At 61.0% G+C, this 14,962-nt stretch carries 14 protein-coding genes; 5 read left to right on the forward strand and 9 right to left on the reverse strand.

Going from position 1 to position 14,962, the window contains the following annotated elements; all coding sequences use genetic code 11:
* Position 1 precedes the first annotated feature (1 nt).
* From AB5Z20_RS04445 to AB5Z20_RS04465, 5 genes are all read right to left on the reverse strand, one after another.
* Complete coding sequence (locus AB5Z20_RS04445; RefSeq protein ID WP_368156406.1) at positions 2–664, reverse strand: response regulator transcription factor; 663 nt, start codon at positions 662–664, stop codon at positions 2–4.
* Between the two features lie 347 nt (positions 665–1,011).
* Positions 1,012–1,158 carry a hypothetical protein gene (locus AB5Z20_RS04450; protein ID WP_368156408.1) on the reverse strand — a complete coding sequence of 49 codons (147 nt, stop codon included), beginning with the start codon at positions 1,156–1,158 and terminating at the stop codon, positions 1,012–1,014.
* On the reverse strand, positions 1,151–1,966 hold the full coding sequence (locus AB5Z20_RS04455) for a lantibiotic ABC transporter permease (RefSeq protein WP_368156409.1): 816 nt from the start codon (positions 1,964–1,966) through the stop codon (positions 1,151–1,153). Before AB5Z20_RS04455 ends, AB5Z20_RS04450 begins: the two co-directional genes overlap by 8 nt.
* Positions 1,966–2,736 carry a hypothetical protein gene (locus AB5Z20_RS04460; RefSeq protein ID WP_368156410.1) on the reverse strand — a complete coding sequence of 257 codons (771 nt, stop codon included), beginning with the start codon at positions 2,734–2,736 and terminating at the stop codon, positions 1,966–1,968. Before AB5Z20_RS04460 ends, AB5Z20_RS04455 begins: the two co-directional genes overlap by 1 nt.
* On the reverse strand, positions 2,733–3,461 hold the full coding sequence (locus tag AB5Z20_RS04465) for a lantibiotic protection ABC transporter ATP-binding protein (RefSeq protein ID WP_343006673.1): 729 nt from the start codon (positions 3,459–3,461) through the stop codon (positions 2,733–2,735). Before AB5Z20_RS04465 ends, AB5Z20_RS04460 begins: the two co-directional genes overlap by 4 nt.
* Before the next feature lie 195 nt (positions 3,462–3,656).
* On the opposite strand from AB5Z20_RS04465, the gene AB5Z20_RS04470 reads away from it, so the two are divergent.
* From AB5Z20_RS04470 to AB5Z20_RS04485, 4 genes are all read left to right on the forward strand, one after another.
* Positions 3,657–3,758 (forward strand): TetR/AcrR family transcriptional regulator, encoded by a 102-nt coding sequence (locus AB5Z20_RS04470; protein WP_218565035.1) that lies wholly within the window; start codon positions 3,657–3,659, stop codon positions 3,756–3,758.
* A gap of 43 nt (positions 3,759–3,801) precedes the next feature.
* Entirely contained in the window at positions 3,802–3,984 is a 183-nt protein-coding gene (locus AB5Z20_RS04475) for a restriction endonuclease subunit S (RefSeq protein ID WP_368156411.1), read from the forward strand.
* 154 nt (positions 3,985–4,138) lie between these two features.
* A complete protein-coding gene (locus AB5Z20_RS04480) occupies positions 4,139–5,311 on the forward strand; it encodes an ATP-binding protein (protein WP_368156413.1) in 1,173 nt (390 codons plus the stop codon).
* Between the two features lie 236 nt (positions 5,312–5,547).
* Positions 5,548–6,078: a flavodoxin family protein gene (locus AB5Z20_RS04485; protein ID WP_368156414.1), complete on the forward strand. Its 531-nt coding sequence runs from the start codon at positions 5,548–5,550 to the stop codon at positions 6,076–6,078.
* A 109-nt stretch (positions 6,079–6,187) separates the two neighbouring features.
* On the opposite strand, the gene AB5Z20_RS04490 is transcribed toward AB5Z20_RS04485, so the two are convergent.
* The 3 genes from AB5Z20_RS04490 to AB5Z20_RS04500 form a co-directional block, all read right to left on the reverse strand.
* Positions 6,188–7,051, reverse strand: coding sequence for an ATP-binding protein (locus tag AB5Z20_RS04490; RefSeq protein ID WP_368156415.1), 864 nt, complete (start codon positions 7,049–7,051; stop codon positions 6,188–6,190).
* 245 nt (positions 7,052–7,296) lie between these two features.
* A complete protein-coding gene (locus AB5Z20_RS04495; RefSeq protein ID WP_368156416.1) occupies positions 7,297–9,537 on the reverse strand; it encodes a DNA gyrase subunit A in 2,241 nt (746 codons plus the stop codon).
* 45 nt (positions 9,538–9,582) lie between these two features.
* The gene (locus AB5Z20_RS04500) at positions 9,583–11,580 is read right to left on the reverse strand and encodes a type IIA DNA topoisomerase subunit B (protein ID WP_368156417.1); all 1,998 of its coding nucleotides are present in this window, start codon (positions 11,578–11,580) and stop codon (positions 9,583–9,585) included.
* Between the two features lie 479 nt (positions 11,581–12,059).
* On the opposite strand from AB5Z20_RS04500, the gene AB5Z20_RS04505 reads away from it, so the two are divergent.
* A complete protein-coding gene (locus AB5Z20_RS04505; RefSeq protein ID WP_368156419.1) occupies positions 12,060–13,067 on the forward strand; it encodes a hypothetical protein in 1,008 nt (335 codons plus the stop codon).
* A 109-nt stretch (positions 13,068–13,176) separates the two neighbouring features.
* Here AB5Z20_RS04505 and AB5Z20_RS04510 read toward each other — a convergent pair whose 3' ends face one another.
* Positions 13,177–14,826, reverse strand: coding sequence for a hypothetical protein (locus AB5Z20_RS04510; protein ID WP_368156420.1), 1,650 nt, complete (start codon positions 14,824–14,826; stop codon positions 13,177–13,179).
* Positions 14,827–14,962 lie beyond the last annotated feature (136 nt).

A 14,962-nucleotide genomic window follows, 5' to 3' on the forward strand; every position in this document is an offset into this window, starting at 1 on the left:
CTCAAAGCTGCCACTTGTACCCCATCCCCCAGACGGTCGCGATTGGATCGGCGCCGGCCTCGGAGAGTTTCCTCCGGGCGCGGCTGACCTGCATGGATATGGCCGTGTCGTCGGCGTCGCTCCCCCAGCCGAGCACCGCCTCGCGTATCTGTGCGCGGCTCATGACCTGCCCGGGGTGGCGGGCGAGGTACTCGCAGATGGCGTACTCGGTGGGCGTGAGCGGCACGGCCTTGCCACCCACGGCGAGGCCGCGCGCCCCGAGGTCGATCCGCACCTCCCCGAAGGAGAGGGCGTGCGAGCGCGGCCGGCGCTCACGGCGTAGATGGGCCGCGACCTTGGCGCGCAACTCCGCGGCCCCGAAGGGCTTGCGGACGTAGTCGTCGGCGCCCAGGCCGTAGCCGGCCACGGCGTCCTCCTCGGCCACGCGCGCGGTCAGGAAGATGATGGGCCCGTCGAAGTCCGGGCGGATCTGCCGCACGAGCTCAAAGCCGTCGAGCCCCGGCATCATGACGTCGCAGAGCACGAGGTCGAAGCGCGAGAGGTCCATCCCCGGGACCGCCGTCGGGTCCGCTGCCTTGACGACCTCATGGCCGTCGCGGCCGAGGACGCGCGCGAGCGCGTCGAGGATCGCCCGCTCATCATCCACTGCCAGTATCCTCGCCATGTTCGACCTCCTGAAACTTCCGTCGGAATTGTACTAGCGCCGCGCTCAGCGGTCCAGAGCCCCGCGCGCAGCCGCGGGCGCCTCGGCCGCATCGCACGCGCGGTAGCGCACGCCCGAGCCGCGCGCGCCTCGGCCGCATCGCACGCGCGGTAGCGCACGCCCGAGCCGCCGCGCGCCTCGATTTCGAGCCAGCCCTCGCCGTCCGACTCCCGTCCGAAGAAGATGAGCTGGAGCTCTCGGACATTGCCCCTGTCGTCCGCCGCGTCCACCAGGTAGACGTAGTTCGCCCGCGCCCCGGTGGCGTCGGCGTAGGAGCTCGCGTGGCTGCCGGGCTCGGGCGCGGGCGCTCACATGGTGATCTCAGGGTTGGGCAGCACGCGGTCGGCGATCGAGCGCAGCGCCGACCCCCAGCCGGCGTCGAGCAGGGCATTCCCGCCCAGGACGAGCGCTGCGGAGAGGAGGACGAGCACGGCGGCGAGCGGCTTCCTACGCATCTACCCTCCCGTCCTCGAAGCGGCAGAACCAGGCCAGAAGGACGGCGGCGGCTGCCAGGGCGAGCACGAGGCCAGCGAGCGCAGTCGTGAGGAGAGGGCTCGCCGCGCGTGCGGCGTCGATGAAGGCCTCTACCCCGAGCGACCCCAGGCGCGCGGGCCAGGCGGGCGGCACCCAGCTCAGAGGCGTCGCCAGGGCACCGGTGAGCTCGCCGGTCATGAGGCCGTGCGCAAGTCCGCCCACTGAGAAGAACGCGAGGAGCATCCCCGCCGCGCCGGCGCCGATGGCGGCGTTGCGGCCGAGGCGCAGGGCCACGCCGAGCCCCAGCGCGTAGAGGGGCAGGCTGCCCAGCACGATGCCCGCCCAGGCGGCCGCAAGCGGAGCGGGCCCGAGCGGCAGGCGCCCGGCGACGGCGAGCACGGCCCCGAACACGCCGAGCGCCACGGCCAGCGCGCCCGCGCCGAGCGCCGCAAGGGCGAGCAGCTTCGCCGCGACGGCGCGCACGCGCGAGGGGACCGCCGTGAGGTTGGCGAGGCGCCCGGCAGCGCGCTCCTCGTCCACGGCGAGCCCGCAGACGATGGCGGACATGAGCGGCATGAGGGCGCCGAGGAACTGGACGTAGGCGTCCGCGCCCAGCGCCGGGTCCCATCGGGTTACGGAGAAGTACTCGCCGCAGGCAAGACCGGCTGCCAGGCCGCAGACGAGGCGCACCGCCGTGAGCGGGGAGCGCGCCAGGCGCAGGGCCTCGGAGAGCAGGGCCCGCGGGAGAGTCATGCGCGGCGTCGGGTCGGAGATTCGTGTCATGGCCATCACCTCTCCTCGGAGCGCGCGAACCAGGCCGCGCCCGCCGCCGTGAGCGCGGCGAACGCGAGCGCGCAGACCGCAAGGCCCGCCAGCGTGAGCATGCCGTCCGCCGCAAGCGCCCCGCCGAGCGCCATGTCCGCCGCGAGTGGCTCGCCGCTCGGCAGCACGGGGATGAAGCTCGTGGGGATGACCATGCCCGCGGACGGCGGAAAGAGCTGCGGCAGCGGCACCAGCGACCAGGCGAACCCACCCACGAGCTGCGCGGCGAGCGGGCAGAAGATGCCCGCGAGCATGCCGAGCCGCGCCGTGAGGAAGAGCCCTGCGGGGATCATCCACGCCGCGGTCACCGTGTTGGCGAGCGCGCAGAGGAGCATCGTGAACGTGCCCGCGGCCGTGAGGCCCTGCGAGGAGAACGCCGATCCCGCGAGGTAGATGCCGAAGACCACGAGGTTCGAGAGCGTGCAGAGCGCGAGGCACCAGAGCGCCTTGGCCCACCAGGCGCGCCCGAGCGGGAAGCCCAGGCCCAGAAGCCCCCGCATCCGCGTGCGCGCGTCCGCCCGCGCGACGCACGCCACCACGAGCGAGAGAGACACGGGCAGGAAGAGCGCGTACCAGTAGTTCCACGCGCTGAAGATCTGCACGCCCCGGTAGGGCATCGCGCCGAGCAGCGGCATCGGCAGCGCCATGAGCACGGCCAGGCGAACCGGTGCCGCGTGGCGCGACTTCAGGGCCTCGGCGCGCAGGCCCGCGAGCAGGCCGCCTTTCTCGCCCGTCATGCCGCCACCTCCCCGCGCGCTCGACGCCCCTCCCGGCAGACGCTCATGAAGAGTTCCTCGAGGTCCTGCCCGGACCGAAGCGCATCCTCGTAGGCGAGGCGCCCCCCGTAGATGATGCCGATGGTGTCCGCCATCTGCTGCACCTCGGAGAGGATGTGGCTCGAGACGATCACCGTCGTGCCCGCCGCCGCGAAGCCGCGGATCTGGTCGCGCAGCTCCTCGATGCCGATGGGGTCGAGGCCGTTGGTGGGCTCGTCGAGCACGAGCAGGCGTGGCCGGGCGATCAGCGCCAGCGCGAGCCCCAGGCGCTGCCGCATGCCCATCGAGAAGCGCCCGGCGCGCTTCTTCCCGGTGTCCGCGAGGTCTACGGCGGCGAGCACCTCATCTACGCGGCTCTCGGGAAGGCCCAGCAGCGTGGTGCGCACGCGCAGGTTCTCGCGTGCGGTGAGGTTGGGGTAGAGCGGCGCCTCCTCGATGAGGCTGCCGATTGCGTAGAGGTCCTCGCGGCGCCAAGCGTGCCCGGCAAAGAGGATCTCCCCGGCCGTCGGCCGCAGCATCCCGCAGATCATCTTGAGCGTTGTCGACTTGCCGGCGCCGTTGGGGCCGAGCAGCCCGTACACCTCGCCCTCGCGGATATGAAGGCTCACGTCGGCCACGGCATCCTGCGCCTGGTCGCCGCGGCCGAAGCGCTTGGTGAGCCCGCGCGTCTCGAGCATGTAACCCATGGGTTCGTCCTTTCTCTTCCGGGCGCGCGGGCCGAGTCGCCGTGCCCGCGCGCCTTACCTTTCGGGTTCACCATCCATGGTGGGGCGCGTTTCTAACGAAGCCGTAACGGCCGTTGGGCTCTTTTGGCGCCAGCCCTTCTCGACCCGTACGCCACTCATGGTATGTTTATCGCGATAACAAGGACGGAGGTGCCCGTGGCACGCAATAAGTACCCGGAGGAGACGGTCGAGAAGATTCTCGACGTTGCCGAGCGGCTCCTCGTGGAGCGCGGCTACGAGCACACCACGATGATCTGAAGAGCAATACGCTAAACCGAAAAAGGTAATCGAAGCCGCGCTTGTGGACTTATCGAGGGTCGAGATTCCCGCCCCATCCATCGGCACCCAGCAGAAGGTCGTCGACATCCTCGACCGCTTCGACTCCCTAACGAAATCGCTCACCGACGGTATCCCCGCCGAAATCGAGGTACGCCGGGCGCAGTACGGGTACTACCGCGACCGCCTGCTCGACTTCCGAAACTAAGTGAGAATAAGTTATCGGTACGCTTTTTTATAAAATGTAAAAAAGTACCCCCATAACTTATAAAATGGACACTGAAAAAGAGGGGTGCATCTTGCGTATATACCGACGTGAAAAGTATCTGAAGCGAATGCGTGGTTTCTACCACGATGACGGGATGGTCAAGGTGATCACCGGTGTTCGCAGATGCGGTAAATCCTGTCTCATGCAATCAATCGCAGACGAGCTTGTGGAATCCGGCGTAGCGAGCGACCACATCATCTATATCGACCTCGACTCACGGGAGAACAGGAAGGTCAAGACGACCGATGAGCTCGAAAATCTGATTGATATGTCGACTCCAGCAGACACTGAGGGGACGAAGTATCTCTTCATCGATGAGATTCAGAGCGTCAAGGAATTTGAGCTGCTCATCAATGGCTACCGGACAGATGGCGGTTGGTCCATCTTCATTACCGGTTCGAATTCATATCTGCTTTCTGGGCAGCTTGTTACAAAGCTGACGGGTCGCTATATCGAGTTTGAGGTGTTCCCACTCGACTTTGCGGAATATATCGATATGAAGCGTTTTCTCGGCAAGCCTGTCAATGACGTTCTCGTGGGAGAGTTTACCGAGTACCTGACCCTTGGAGGATTTCCCAAAGCGTTGGAGTATGAGGGCGAGGATGAAAAGCGCACCTATATCAAGAGTGTTATTCATGAGATCTTTGAAAAGGACGTCAAACATTCGAACAAGATTAAGAATGTCTCGGTTTTCGATGCCGTCCAGACGTATCTCATCAACAACTTTGGTGCGCCGACGAACCTGAAGAACCTCCTTGCGTACTTCAATGATGTCGAGAAGATTCCCATCAAGCGCGAAACGCTCAATCGGTATATCCAGATTCTTGTTGACGCGAAGATCCTTTATCGCTGCTCGAGGTTCGATCTCAAGTCTCGGAGATTGCTTATCCGCGAAGAGAAGTACTACCTGGCTGATCTCGGCTTCTATTTCGCCATGAACACGGATGCGAGGATTAACTGCGGGCCGGCGTTGGAGAACGTGCTCTACCTCTATCTTGCATCGCGCGGGTACGAGCTTTCTGTGGGCCGTATTGGGAAGCTCGAGTGTGACTTCATCGCTCGTAGGCGCAATGCTTACGCCTACATCCAGGTCTCTATGTCGATTGCCGACAGAGACGTAGAGGAGCGCGAGTACAGGCCGTTCGGCCACATCAGGGATGGGTATCCGCGCTACTTGTTCACGCTTGATCCTCTATTGCAGGAGAGGGATGGCGTCAGGCACCTTAACATGGCGTCGTTTATGCAAGATGGCGGTGATCTTATTTGAGCGGCGGCCAGATTCTTTTGCTCCCTAGTGCGCAAACAGTGCGGGCATCAAATGAGGACCATTGCCTCACGTAGAATCGATAGATTGAAAACTTGTTTTGATGTTGACAGGCTTTTGACCAGTGGCTCCTATTACTAAGTGGGAGTAGCTGAAACGAGGCGACTGCATAGCTCCATCTGTTTTGGTTACAACAAAATGTGTGCCGCGCGCCTGCGGCATGAAGGAGGGAGATTTCTATGAATATCGTTGTATTGAGCGGCAGCCCGCGTAAGGGCGCCAATACCGACACCATGGTCGAGGCGTTTGCCGAGACCGCGCGCGAGGCCGGCCATACGGTCGAGGTCATCCGCGTTGCCGGCAAAAAGATCGCTGGTTGCCTGGGGTGCCAGTATTGCTTCGCCCATGAGGGCACTTGCGTGCAGAAGGATGACATGGCCGACGTGATCGAGTCGCTGAAAGGCGCCGATATGGTTGTCTTCGCCTCGCCTATCTACTGGTTTGATATCACTGCGCAGGAGAAGGCCGCCATCGACCGCCTGTACGCCTTCGGTGCCACAGGCTTCCCGTTCACCAAGACGGCCCTTTTGCTCGATAGCCACAGCGAGGGCGTCTATGATGCGGCGATTGCTATGTACAGGGCCACATGCGCGTACTGCAAGTGGGAGGACCAGGGCATTGTCACCATTAGCGGCATGACCGAGCGCGACAGCATGGCCTCCTCGCCCAAGTTGGAAGAGGTGCGAGAGCTCGCTCGCAAGCTCGCCTAAGGACAAGAAGAACGCATGGCAATCGGTGTTGGTGGAAAATGCTTGCTATCCTTACCAAGAGGAATGCTGATTGTCATGCGTTGATGCTTCCGCGGACAATTCCGGCGTGCTAAAACGCCTTCTCGTTCAAGAATTCCCTGAACGCGGAAATGTCAAAGCCAACGAGACCACGCCCGCGCTCTCCAATGACGCCGTCCTCCAGGAGGCGGCGTTTGTATTGGCTTGCGTAGTTGCTGGCGACACCCATGCGTTTGGCTATCTCCGAGACCCTGCTGGGGCCAGAATCGGGCAGCATCGCGAGCAAAAACTCAATGTCTTTATCGGAAAGCTCCCGATAGGTCGTTTCGAGAATTCGATCGCGCAGCTCCATGCGGGCAAGCAGAGAACCCTGCTGTACATCAGGTGCACTGATTTTGGGCGAGTTCTCCGAAACATCCCATGTGCGATATCCGACGAGCTGCATCATATAGGGAAATCCGTCGACGGCCTTCACGGCATCCTCGAGCGCTTCTGGCGTGATTGAGCGGCCTTCGGCTTCAACGGTTTTGCGGAATGCGTTTGCAATTTCAACGTCAGTGATTCGTCCCAACTGATGATATTGGGAACGCCTGAGGAACGAGACGGAATCGTTACGCAGCAACGCCGATACTTTGTAGGGCAGTCCTGCCATGAGTAGGGCAACTTTTTTACCTTCGCGTACAAAGTGCTGGTAAACAGAGGCAAATTGAAGCATTTCTTCGAGATCGACGGTGACTTCATCGATGGTGATGAGAAGTCCGATGTCATGTTTTTCGAGTTGCTTAAAGATGCCATTCATGCGCGTGCGCCAGTTGCCCTGAGCCTCTTGAGCATATGTCCAATCGAGGCCCACTGGGCCAATTTGAACACCGTTTATGCGCGCGTGAGGCTGTGAGAGGTAGCTATCTGCGGCTTCTTTGGTTCGCTCGATAATATCTTCGAGCATGCCTGGCATGGCGGAGACATTTGCTGCAATCCATGGTGGCCCCTTTGCAGGTTTTGCTAACTTTTGCAACTTTTGCTAAATTTTGCAAGTTTTGCTAACGGCTTAACATGTCTTGTGCCGTGGGATTGCAGGAGTGAAAAACGGGGATTCCTATTATTCCGACTACGTTGCAGCGAGCGGGGCCCGGAGCGCGATATTGCTGCGCTCCGGGCCCCGCTGCTTTGTAAAACCATGACGGTTTGACTGCCGTTGTTTTAGTCAAACAAACTCGGCATGTCGTTTTCCTTCATGAGGGCACCGGCGGAGGGTAGGCTCTGCGCGGTGAACTTTTCGGCTGAGACGCCGGCGCCGAGGATTTCCTCGGTTGTGCCGACGGTGGTGACCGAGCGGCCCTTCTTGGCCGTAAAGGCCTGGACGCCCTGCGTGTTGGTAGTCGTCTTGGTCTTGAGCAACGACGTGTTGAAGTTCATCAAACGATAGTCGCTCGAGACCAGTGCGATGTCGCGATCTTCCTTGAGCACCTGGGCATACAGCAGCTTGCTGCCACCGTAGATGGCGTTCTTGAGGCGCTTGCGGTTGGTCTTGGTGACGTATCCAGAAAGCGCGACGCGCACCACGCGGCCGTTTTCAAAGACAAACAGCACGTCGGCCTTGTAGTCCTCGGGGTCGATGACCCAGATGACACTCTCATCGGGTTCCATCTCAAGATCGGTCGGCAGGTACGAGCCCAGCTGGGCCGACTTGGTATCCTCAAACGCCGCAACCTTGCACTTGTACACCTGGCTCTTGTTGGTAAACACGAGCAACTCGTGGGTGTTGGAGGACGGGAACTCGATAAAGGGTTTGTCGCCGTCCTTGTACTTGAGCGTGGTCGCCTTCTTGAGCACGCGGTCCGTCATCTTCTTAAGGTAGCCATCGCGCGAGAGCATGATGGTGACCGGGTACTCCTCGACCTCGGGCTCCAGGCTTACCTCGATGACCTCGTGGGGCTCGATCCTGCCCGTGCGCCGCGGCATCACGTACTTCTTGTTGACCGCGGCCAGCTCGTCGCTGATGACCTTCTTGATGTTCTCCTCGCTGGAGAGGATCTCTTCAAGCTCGGCAATCTCGCCCTCAAGCTTAGCGATGTCCTTGGTGCGGTTGAGGATGTACTCCTCGTTGATGTTGCGGAGCTTAAGCTCGGCAACAAACTCGGCCTGGGTCTCGTCGATGTCGAAGCCCTTCATAAGGTTGGGCACGACCTCGGCTTCGAGCTTGGTGCCGCGGATGATGGCGATGGCCTTGTCGATGTCGAGCAAGATCGCCTCGAGGCCGTGCAGCAGGTGCAGGCGCTCGGACTTTTTGCCTAGGTCAAAGTTAATGCGGCGACGCGTGGACTCAATACGCCACTTGACCCACTCGTGCAGGATCTGGCGCACGCCCATAACACGGGGATAGCCGTCGACGAGTACGTTGAAGTTGCACGAGAACGAATCCTGCAGCGTGGTCGAGCGATAGAGCTTGGCCATGAGCTTGTCGGGGTCGACGCCGCGCTTAAGGTCGATGGCGATGCGCAGGCCCGAGAGGTCGGTTTCGTCGCGGATGTCAGCGATCTCCTTGACCTTGCCCTCTTTGGAGAGCTTAACGATGCGCTCGATGATGACATCGGTCTTGGTGGTGTAGGGGATCTCGTAGACCTCGATGATGCGCTCTTCGGGAATCCAGCGCCAGCGGGAGCGGATCTGGAAGCTGCCAAGGCCGGTCTCGATAATCTTTTCCATCTCCTCGCGGCGGTAGATGATCTCGCCGCCGGTCGAGAAGTCGGGCATGGGCATGTACTCGAGCAGGTCGCAGTCGGGGTTCTGCAGGTAGTGCATCGTGGCGGTGCAGACCTCGTTGAGGTTGAAGCCGCAGATGTCGGACGCCATGGCGACGCCGATGCCCTTGTTGGCCGAGACAAGGATGTTGGGGAACGTGGTGGGCAGCAGGCGCGGCTCCTTCATGGCGCCATCGTAGCTGTCGACGAAGTCGACCGGGTCCTTGTCGATGTCCTTGAAGATCTCGGCGCTGATGGGGGAGAGCTTGGCCTCGGTATAACGCGAGGCGGCGTAGCTCAGATCGCCCGAATAGTACTTGCCAAAGTTGCCCTTCGACTCCACGAAGGGGGCGAGCAGCGCCTCGTTGCCGGTTGCCAGACGCACCATCGTCTCGTAGATTGCGGCGTCGCCGTGCGGATTGAGCTTCATGGTCTGGCCCACAATGTTGGCGCTCTTCTGGCGCTCGCCCTTGAGCAGACCCATCTTGTACATGGTGTAGAGCAGCTTGCGGTGCGAGGGCTTAAAGCCGTCGATCTCGGGGAACGCACGCGAGACGTTGACGCTCATGGCGTAGGGCATGTAGTTGACCTCGAGCGTCTGCGTGATCGGCTGATCGGTGACCTCGGAGTGCAGGCCGATGACGTTCTCGGCGTTGACCTGCTTTTTCTTTGGCTGGTTCTTCGTCTTCTTCTTTGCCACGATTTCCTCTTGAACTTCTTATGGGCCGTCGTTATCGATTTGCTGCTACTGCAGGTCCAACTGGTCCAGGTATTCCTTGCCGTGCTCGGAGATATGGCGCTTGCGGCCTGCCTCGTCGTTGCCCAGCAACAGGTTGAACATGGTCTCCATCTTGGTGACGTCCTCGGGCTCCACCTTGATCAGGCGGCGTGTCTCGGGGTTCATGGTGGTGAGCCACATCATGTCCGGATCGTTCTCACCAAGACCCTTGGAGCGGTTGATGGAGCACTTCTGGTCGCCGATCTCCTTAAGGATGCCGTTCTTCTCGAGCTCGGTGTAGGCAAAGTAGGTCTTTTCTTTGCAGTTGATCTCGTAGAGCGGCGACTCGGCGATGTACACGTAGCCCTCGTCGATAAGCGTGGGCACCAGGCGATAGAGCATGGTGAGCACGAGCGTGCGGATGTGATAACCGTCGACGTCGGCGTCCGTACAGATGATGACCTTGTTCCAGTTGAGGTTGTCCAGGTCAAAGGTGCCAAGGTTCTTGATGCGCTTGTCCTTGATCTCCACACCGCAGCCCAGCACGCGCATGAGGTCCATGATGATGTCGGACTTAAAGATGCGCGGGTAGTCCTCCTTTAGGCAGTTGAGGATCTTACCGCGGACGGGCATAACGCCCTGGAACTCGGCATCGCGCGAGGTGCGAATGGCGCCTGCTGCCGAGTCGCCCTCTACGATGTAGATCTCGCGACGGCTCTTGTCCTTGGAGCGGCAGTCGATGAATTTCTGCACGCGGTTGGCCATGTCGGTCTTCTGCTGCAGGTTGGTCTTGATGCTCTGGCGCGTCTTCTCGGCATTCTCGCGCGAGCGCTTGTTGATGAGCACCTGCTCCATGATCTTATTGGCGGCGTCCTTGTTCTCGATCAAGTAGGTCGAGAGACGCTCCTTAAAGAAAGCCGTCATAGCCTGCTGGATAAAGCGATTGTTGATGGCCTTCTTGGTCTGGTTTTCGTAGGACGTCTGGGTGGAGAAGCAGTTGGTCACTAGCACTAGGCAGTCTTGGACGTCTTGCCACTTAATGCCGCTCTCATTTTTGTTGTACTTGCCCTGTTGCTTGATGTAGGCATCGATGGCGCTGGTCAGAGCGCTACGGGCCGCCTTCTCGGGTGAGCCGCCGTTCTCGAGCCACGATGAGTTGTGGTAGTACTCCTGCATCATGAAGGTGCGCGAGAAGCACATGCACGCGGTAATCTTGACGTTGTAATCGGGCAGGTCCTCGCGATCGCGACCGCGACGGTCGGCCTCGATAAAGAAGGGCTCGGTGAGGTAGTCGGTACCGACCTTCTCGAGCACGTAGTCCTCGATGCCCTTGGGGTAGCAAAAGTCCTCTTCGGAAAACTCGCCATCGTCGCCCTCAATGCGCAGGCGGAAGGTCACGTTGGCGTTGACCACCGCCTGACGGCGCATGGTCTCGCGATACCAATCGTGGGGAATGCTGATGGAGGTAAAGACCTCGAGATCGGGGCGCCACTTGATAGTGGTGCCGGTGCGGTTCTCGTCGCTGGGCTCAATCTCGAGTGCCTTCTTCTTGGCGCCGACGACCTTGCCCTTTTTAAAGTGCAGAGAGTACTTGTTGCCGTCGCGCCAAACCGTGACGTCCATGTACTCGGAGGCGTACTGAGTCGCGCAGGAGCCCAGGCCGTTGGTGCCGAGCGAGAAGTCGTAGTCGCCGCCTTGGTTGTTATTGTATTTGCCGCCGGCGTAGAGCTCGCAAAAGACGAGCTCCCAGTTAAAGCGCTTCTCGGAGGGGTTCCAGTCGAGCGGGCAGCCACGGCCATTGTCCTCTACCTGGATAGAGCCATCGCGAAAGGCGGTAAGGGTGATGAGCTTGCCGTAGCCCTGGCGCGCCTCGTCAACGGCGTTGGACAGGATCTCGAAGGCGGCATGCGCGCAGCCGTCGAGCCCGTCCGAGCCAAAGATGACGGCGGGGCGCAGGCGTACGCGCTCCTCGTCCTTGAGCTGGCGGATACTGTCGTTACCATAGTTTGCGGTGTTTTTTGCCATACTCGCTCTCTCGGTGCTCCTTTGCTGCGTTTAAGTCATATAGATAGTCAAGGTAGCATAGCCCAGCCCACAGACGATTCCAACCAACACGAAATCCATCGAACAATCGTTCGGAATTTGGTGGAACAGCGTTTACTCGGACAAATCCGAGTCGGTTTTGTCCGAGTAAGTTTGAAGACGGCCGAATGTGTCTTGCTGCGTTTGCGGTTGGATGCGTTTGTCAAAAACGTGCCATGCGGATTGTTGGATCGAATCGAACATTGGGACAGACGTCTCGTTTTATGGGCCGGGGGCGTGCATGTGCGAGTTCTTTTGGCCCATAAGGAACGCTGGTGGGTCGTTATTTGGGCCACGGGTCACTTCGCCGGCGCCGTGTTTCGTCATACGCTCATAGTGGAAGCCGATGCCACGGGGTCGACTTGGGACTCGGGCAATGGATGAGCTGCAAGCCGAAAGGAGCGGTGAGAATGATGAGGCCCATGACAAAGAAACTGCTGTTAGGAATTCCCACCGTGACGCTTTCGGCCGTGCTGGCGTGTACGGTGGCCGGCTGTGGTGGTAGTGCTCCGAGTGGCTCGGCTGGCAACTCGGGTGGCAGTGCTCCCGTAGAGAAGAAGGCCAAGGCCTATGAGTCGCAGACGGTCGAGGTGGCTGGCATAACCTATGAGTCAGTAGCCCATGGTACGTTCTATCGCGGCGACGCTAAGTTGCAGGACGGTTTTTACCTGCACGTCAAGATTACCAACAACAACACAAAGAACAGGACGTTTGACTCCTTTAACGTGCATGCTGCCCAGGGCGATCTTGAGGCAGGCGACCCGTTGTTTACTTCCGGCAAGGCGGCCGTGCTCGACTACGTTGCAAGCGAGGCTCCCGATGAGCTTCACGAGGGCATCGATCTTTCCAAGAGGCCAGATATCGGCCCGGGCGAGACCGTTGAGTACGTGTATTTTTGGGCGCCTAAGACGGCGTACTACGGGCCCATCACTGTCGAGTTCGTAGACGCTTACGCCCCCGCCAAGAATCATGAGGCCATGCACTTTGACACCACGGGATGCGAGACCAAGGAGTTCAAGGCGGCCGGCGGCGTGGCCGATTCTGGCGAGAAGGCAGATTTAACGGGCATCGACTGCGCATCGTACAGTATCGAGGCCGCCGATGGGTACACGCTGGATTCGTCCAACGAAGAGCACGAAAAGGCAGACTTCTTCCACGACGAGACTGGAGGACGCCTGAACATCAGCATCTTCCCGCACTCGCCGGAGGAAGAGGTTGCAAGCCTAGAGCAGATCTACGAAGGCAAGGAGACAACAACCGACCAGGTCGAGTACAACGGCATAACGTGGCTGCGCTTTACCGGTTCCGACAACGGCCATACACTGTTTGCGACGGCTCCCGCAACGGGTGAAGCCGTCCGCGTATCGATCGGCTGGAAGATCGACTGGGATGCTGCCGTGCCCATGATGGAGGCGCTGAAGCTCAAGTAACGCCGCGAGTCTCACGTCAGGCGACTCAGGGCTGGCTCCGAGTTATCAGGGCCAGCCCTTTTGGTGTTCGATGAGCCGAGTCGGCGTCTCTCGCAAAGGTAACTGGGAGCTAGCGAGGCGTATCCGAATTGACCTCATCGGCGGTGTCGTTTTCGAGCGCCGTGCGGCGGGCGCTGTAGGCGACGAGGCCGGCGCCGGCTGCGGCGAGTGCTGCTGCGGCTGCCGTCAGGGGGACGTTGACATCGCCCGTGCCCGCAAGCGCGCCCGCTTTTCCGGAGCGCTTGTTATTGCCGTGGTCCTTGCCACTGCCGGAGCTGCTTCCGCCGGAGCTGCCTCCCGTGCCGGAACCGCCGCCACTCGAGCCGCCATCGCCGTCCGTCGTCATCGGGGCGTCGTGAAGTCCTGTCGTATCCGCGCTGTCGCATACGCCGACCTGAACTTCTGAGCGCTCGCATGCCGCGTCGGGCACATGAAGCTCGTGCAGTACGGCACCCAGCGCCGAGTTTGCCCCCGGTCGAATTTCCTCGAGCGTTACGGGATCGAGCGCCACCAGATTACGCGCCTTCGCATACAGCGTTACGCGTTTGCCCACTTCGTCGCTCCAACTCTCGGGAATGGCGAAGCTCATGCGGAACTGTGCCGTGCAACCTGGTGCCAGCACGGCGTTGCCACTGTCGGCTACCAGTGGGTGCGTTGCAAAACGTGCGCCCAGCGTCTCGAGCGCGTACTTCACGTGTGTCATGTCGTTGGCCGAAGCGTCCTCGGCAAGCTCTGGATCGTAGATCGATGCCATGCGTGTGTTCGCTCCGAACCCGATGGATGCGCTGGAGAACGGCTGGCTGGAGCCCTCTCGGTACAGATCGATCGTGCCGGCGGTCAGCAAGGTGTTGCCGTCGTTTCGCACCGTGACCATGAAGGATTCGCCTGCTGCTCCAGGCACCACCGCGCCCGAGGTAGCGACTGCGCCCGTCGGAGTGGCACACGCCACCAAGGGCACTTCGATGCCGTGCAGCTCTGCCTCGCTCTTCTCCGCGCTCACAATGTGCGTAGCGAGCGCGGAGAGCATGCTCCCCGACGTCAAAAATGTCGTTATCTGATCGACGGGATGGTCCAGCTCGCACATCACGAACGGCTCCGTGAACAGATCGCCTGCCAAGGTGCTGGCGAAGATGCGGAAGTGCTTGCCCATCACTGCCACCGGGTTGCCTTCTTCGTCGTAGGTTTGTCCCACCTTGCCATCGGTGTTCTCTACATAGAGCGCGCACCTGCCGTTGTCGCTTACGCTAAACGATGCCGGGCCACAGCCTGCGGCACCCACGGGCTGCATTGCAAATGCCGATGCACCTCGTGCCCAAGTAATATGCTGCAGTTGCTCGTTGACGGTTGCCAAAAAGCCCGAATGTTGTGGCCACGGCACCGCACGGGGTACCGTGGCGTCTGGTGACATAACGCCCCAGCCCGCAATGGACTGGCCGATCACGGCGTACGATGCGCAGCCGCAACCGTCTGCGGTCTCGTACGCAACGGGCACCACCATTTTGCCGTTGATATTCTCGGGCTCGCCCAGCTCGATACTCGATGGTGCTTGCGGAAAGCGGAGAACTTGGCGGAACGTCAGGCTGTCGCCCGAAACGTCCGACCACAGGGTAAAGCACTCCAGCGCAACCTCGGCCTCGCTGCCGAGCGCCTTTTCTGCGGTGGTTCCGCGGCGGTGGAGGTAGGCGCCCGACAGGCGCCCGTTGACAAGTGTCTTGCCCACCGTGATGCGTGGGCACTGCAGGCAATGGTAGCCATCCTCCTGAAGGCGGCCGCGCGAGATGCTGCGCCACGACGTGTGCGATACCACGCGACTCCGTCGTTGCTTATGCGCAGGCGCACAACGGACAGTATGCCGG

Source organism: Collinsella aerofaciens, assembly GCF_040910245.1.
Lineage (GTDB): Bacteria > Actinomycetota > Coriobacteriia > Coriobacteriales > Coriobacteriaceae > Collinsella.

Coding starts and splice junctions, on each gene's coding strand:
- AB5Z20_RS04445 (WP_368156406.1), bottom strand. CDS start 664: ATGGCGAGGATACTGGCAGTGGATGATGAGCGGGCGATCCTCGACGCG.
- AB5Z20_RS04450 (WP_368156408.1), bottom strand. CDS start 1,158: ATGCGTAGGAAGCCGCTCGCCGCCGTGCTCGTCCTCCTCTCCGCAGCG.
- AB5Z20_RS04455 (WP_368156409.1), bottom strand. CDS start 1,966: ATGGCCATGACACGAATCTCCGACCCGACGCCGCGCATGACTCTCCCG.
- AB5Z20_RS04460 (WP_368156410.1), bottom strand. CDS start 2,736: ATGACGGGCGAGAAAGGCGGCCTGCTCGCGGGCCTGCGCGCCGAGGCC.
- AB5Z20_RS04465 (WP_343006673.1), bottom strand. CDS start 3,461: ATGGGTTACATGCTCGAGACGCGCGGGCTCACCAAGCGCTTCGGCCGC.
- AB5Z20_RS04480 (WP_368156413.1), top strand. CDS start 4,139: ATGGTCAAGGTGATCACCGGTGTTCGCAGATGCGGTAAATCCTGTCTC.
- AB5Z20_RS04485 (WP_368156414.1), top strand. CDS start 5,548: ATGAATATCGTTGTATTGAGCGGCAGCCCGCGTAAGGGCGCCAATACC.
- AB5Z20_RS04490 (WP_368156415.1), bottom strand. CDS start 7,051: ATGCCAGGCATGCTCGAAGATATTATCGAGCGAACCAAAGAAGCCGCA.
- AB5Z20_RS04500 (WP_368156417.1), bottom strand. CDS start 11,580: ATGGCAAAAAACACCGCAAACTATGGTAACGACAGTATCCGCCAGCTC.
- AB5Z20_RS04505 (WP_368156419.1), top strand. CDS start 12,060: ATGACAAAGAAACTGCTGTTAGGAATTCCCACCGTGACGCTTTCGGCC.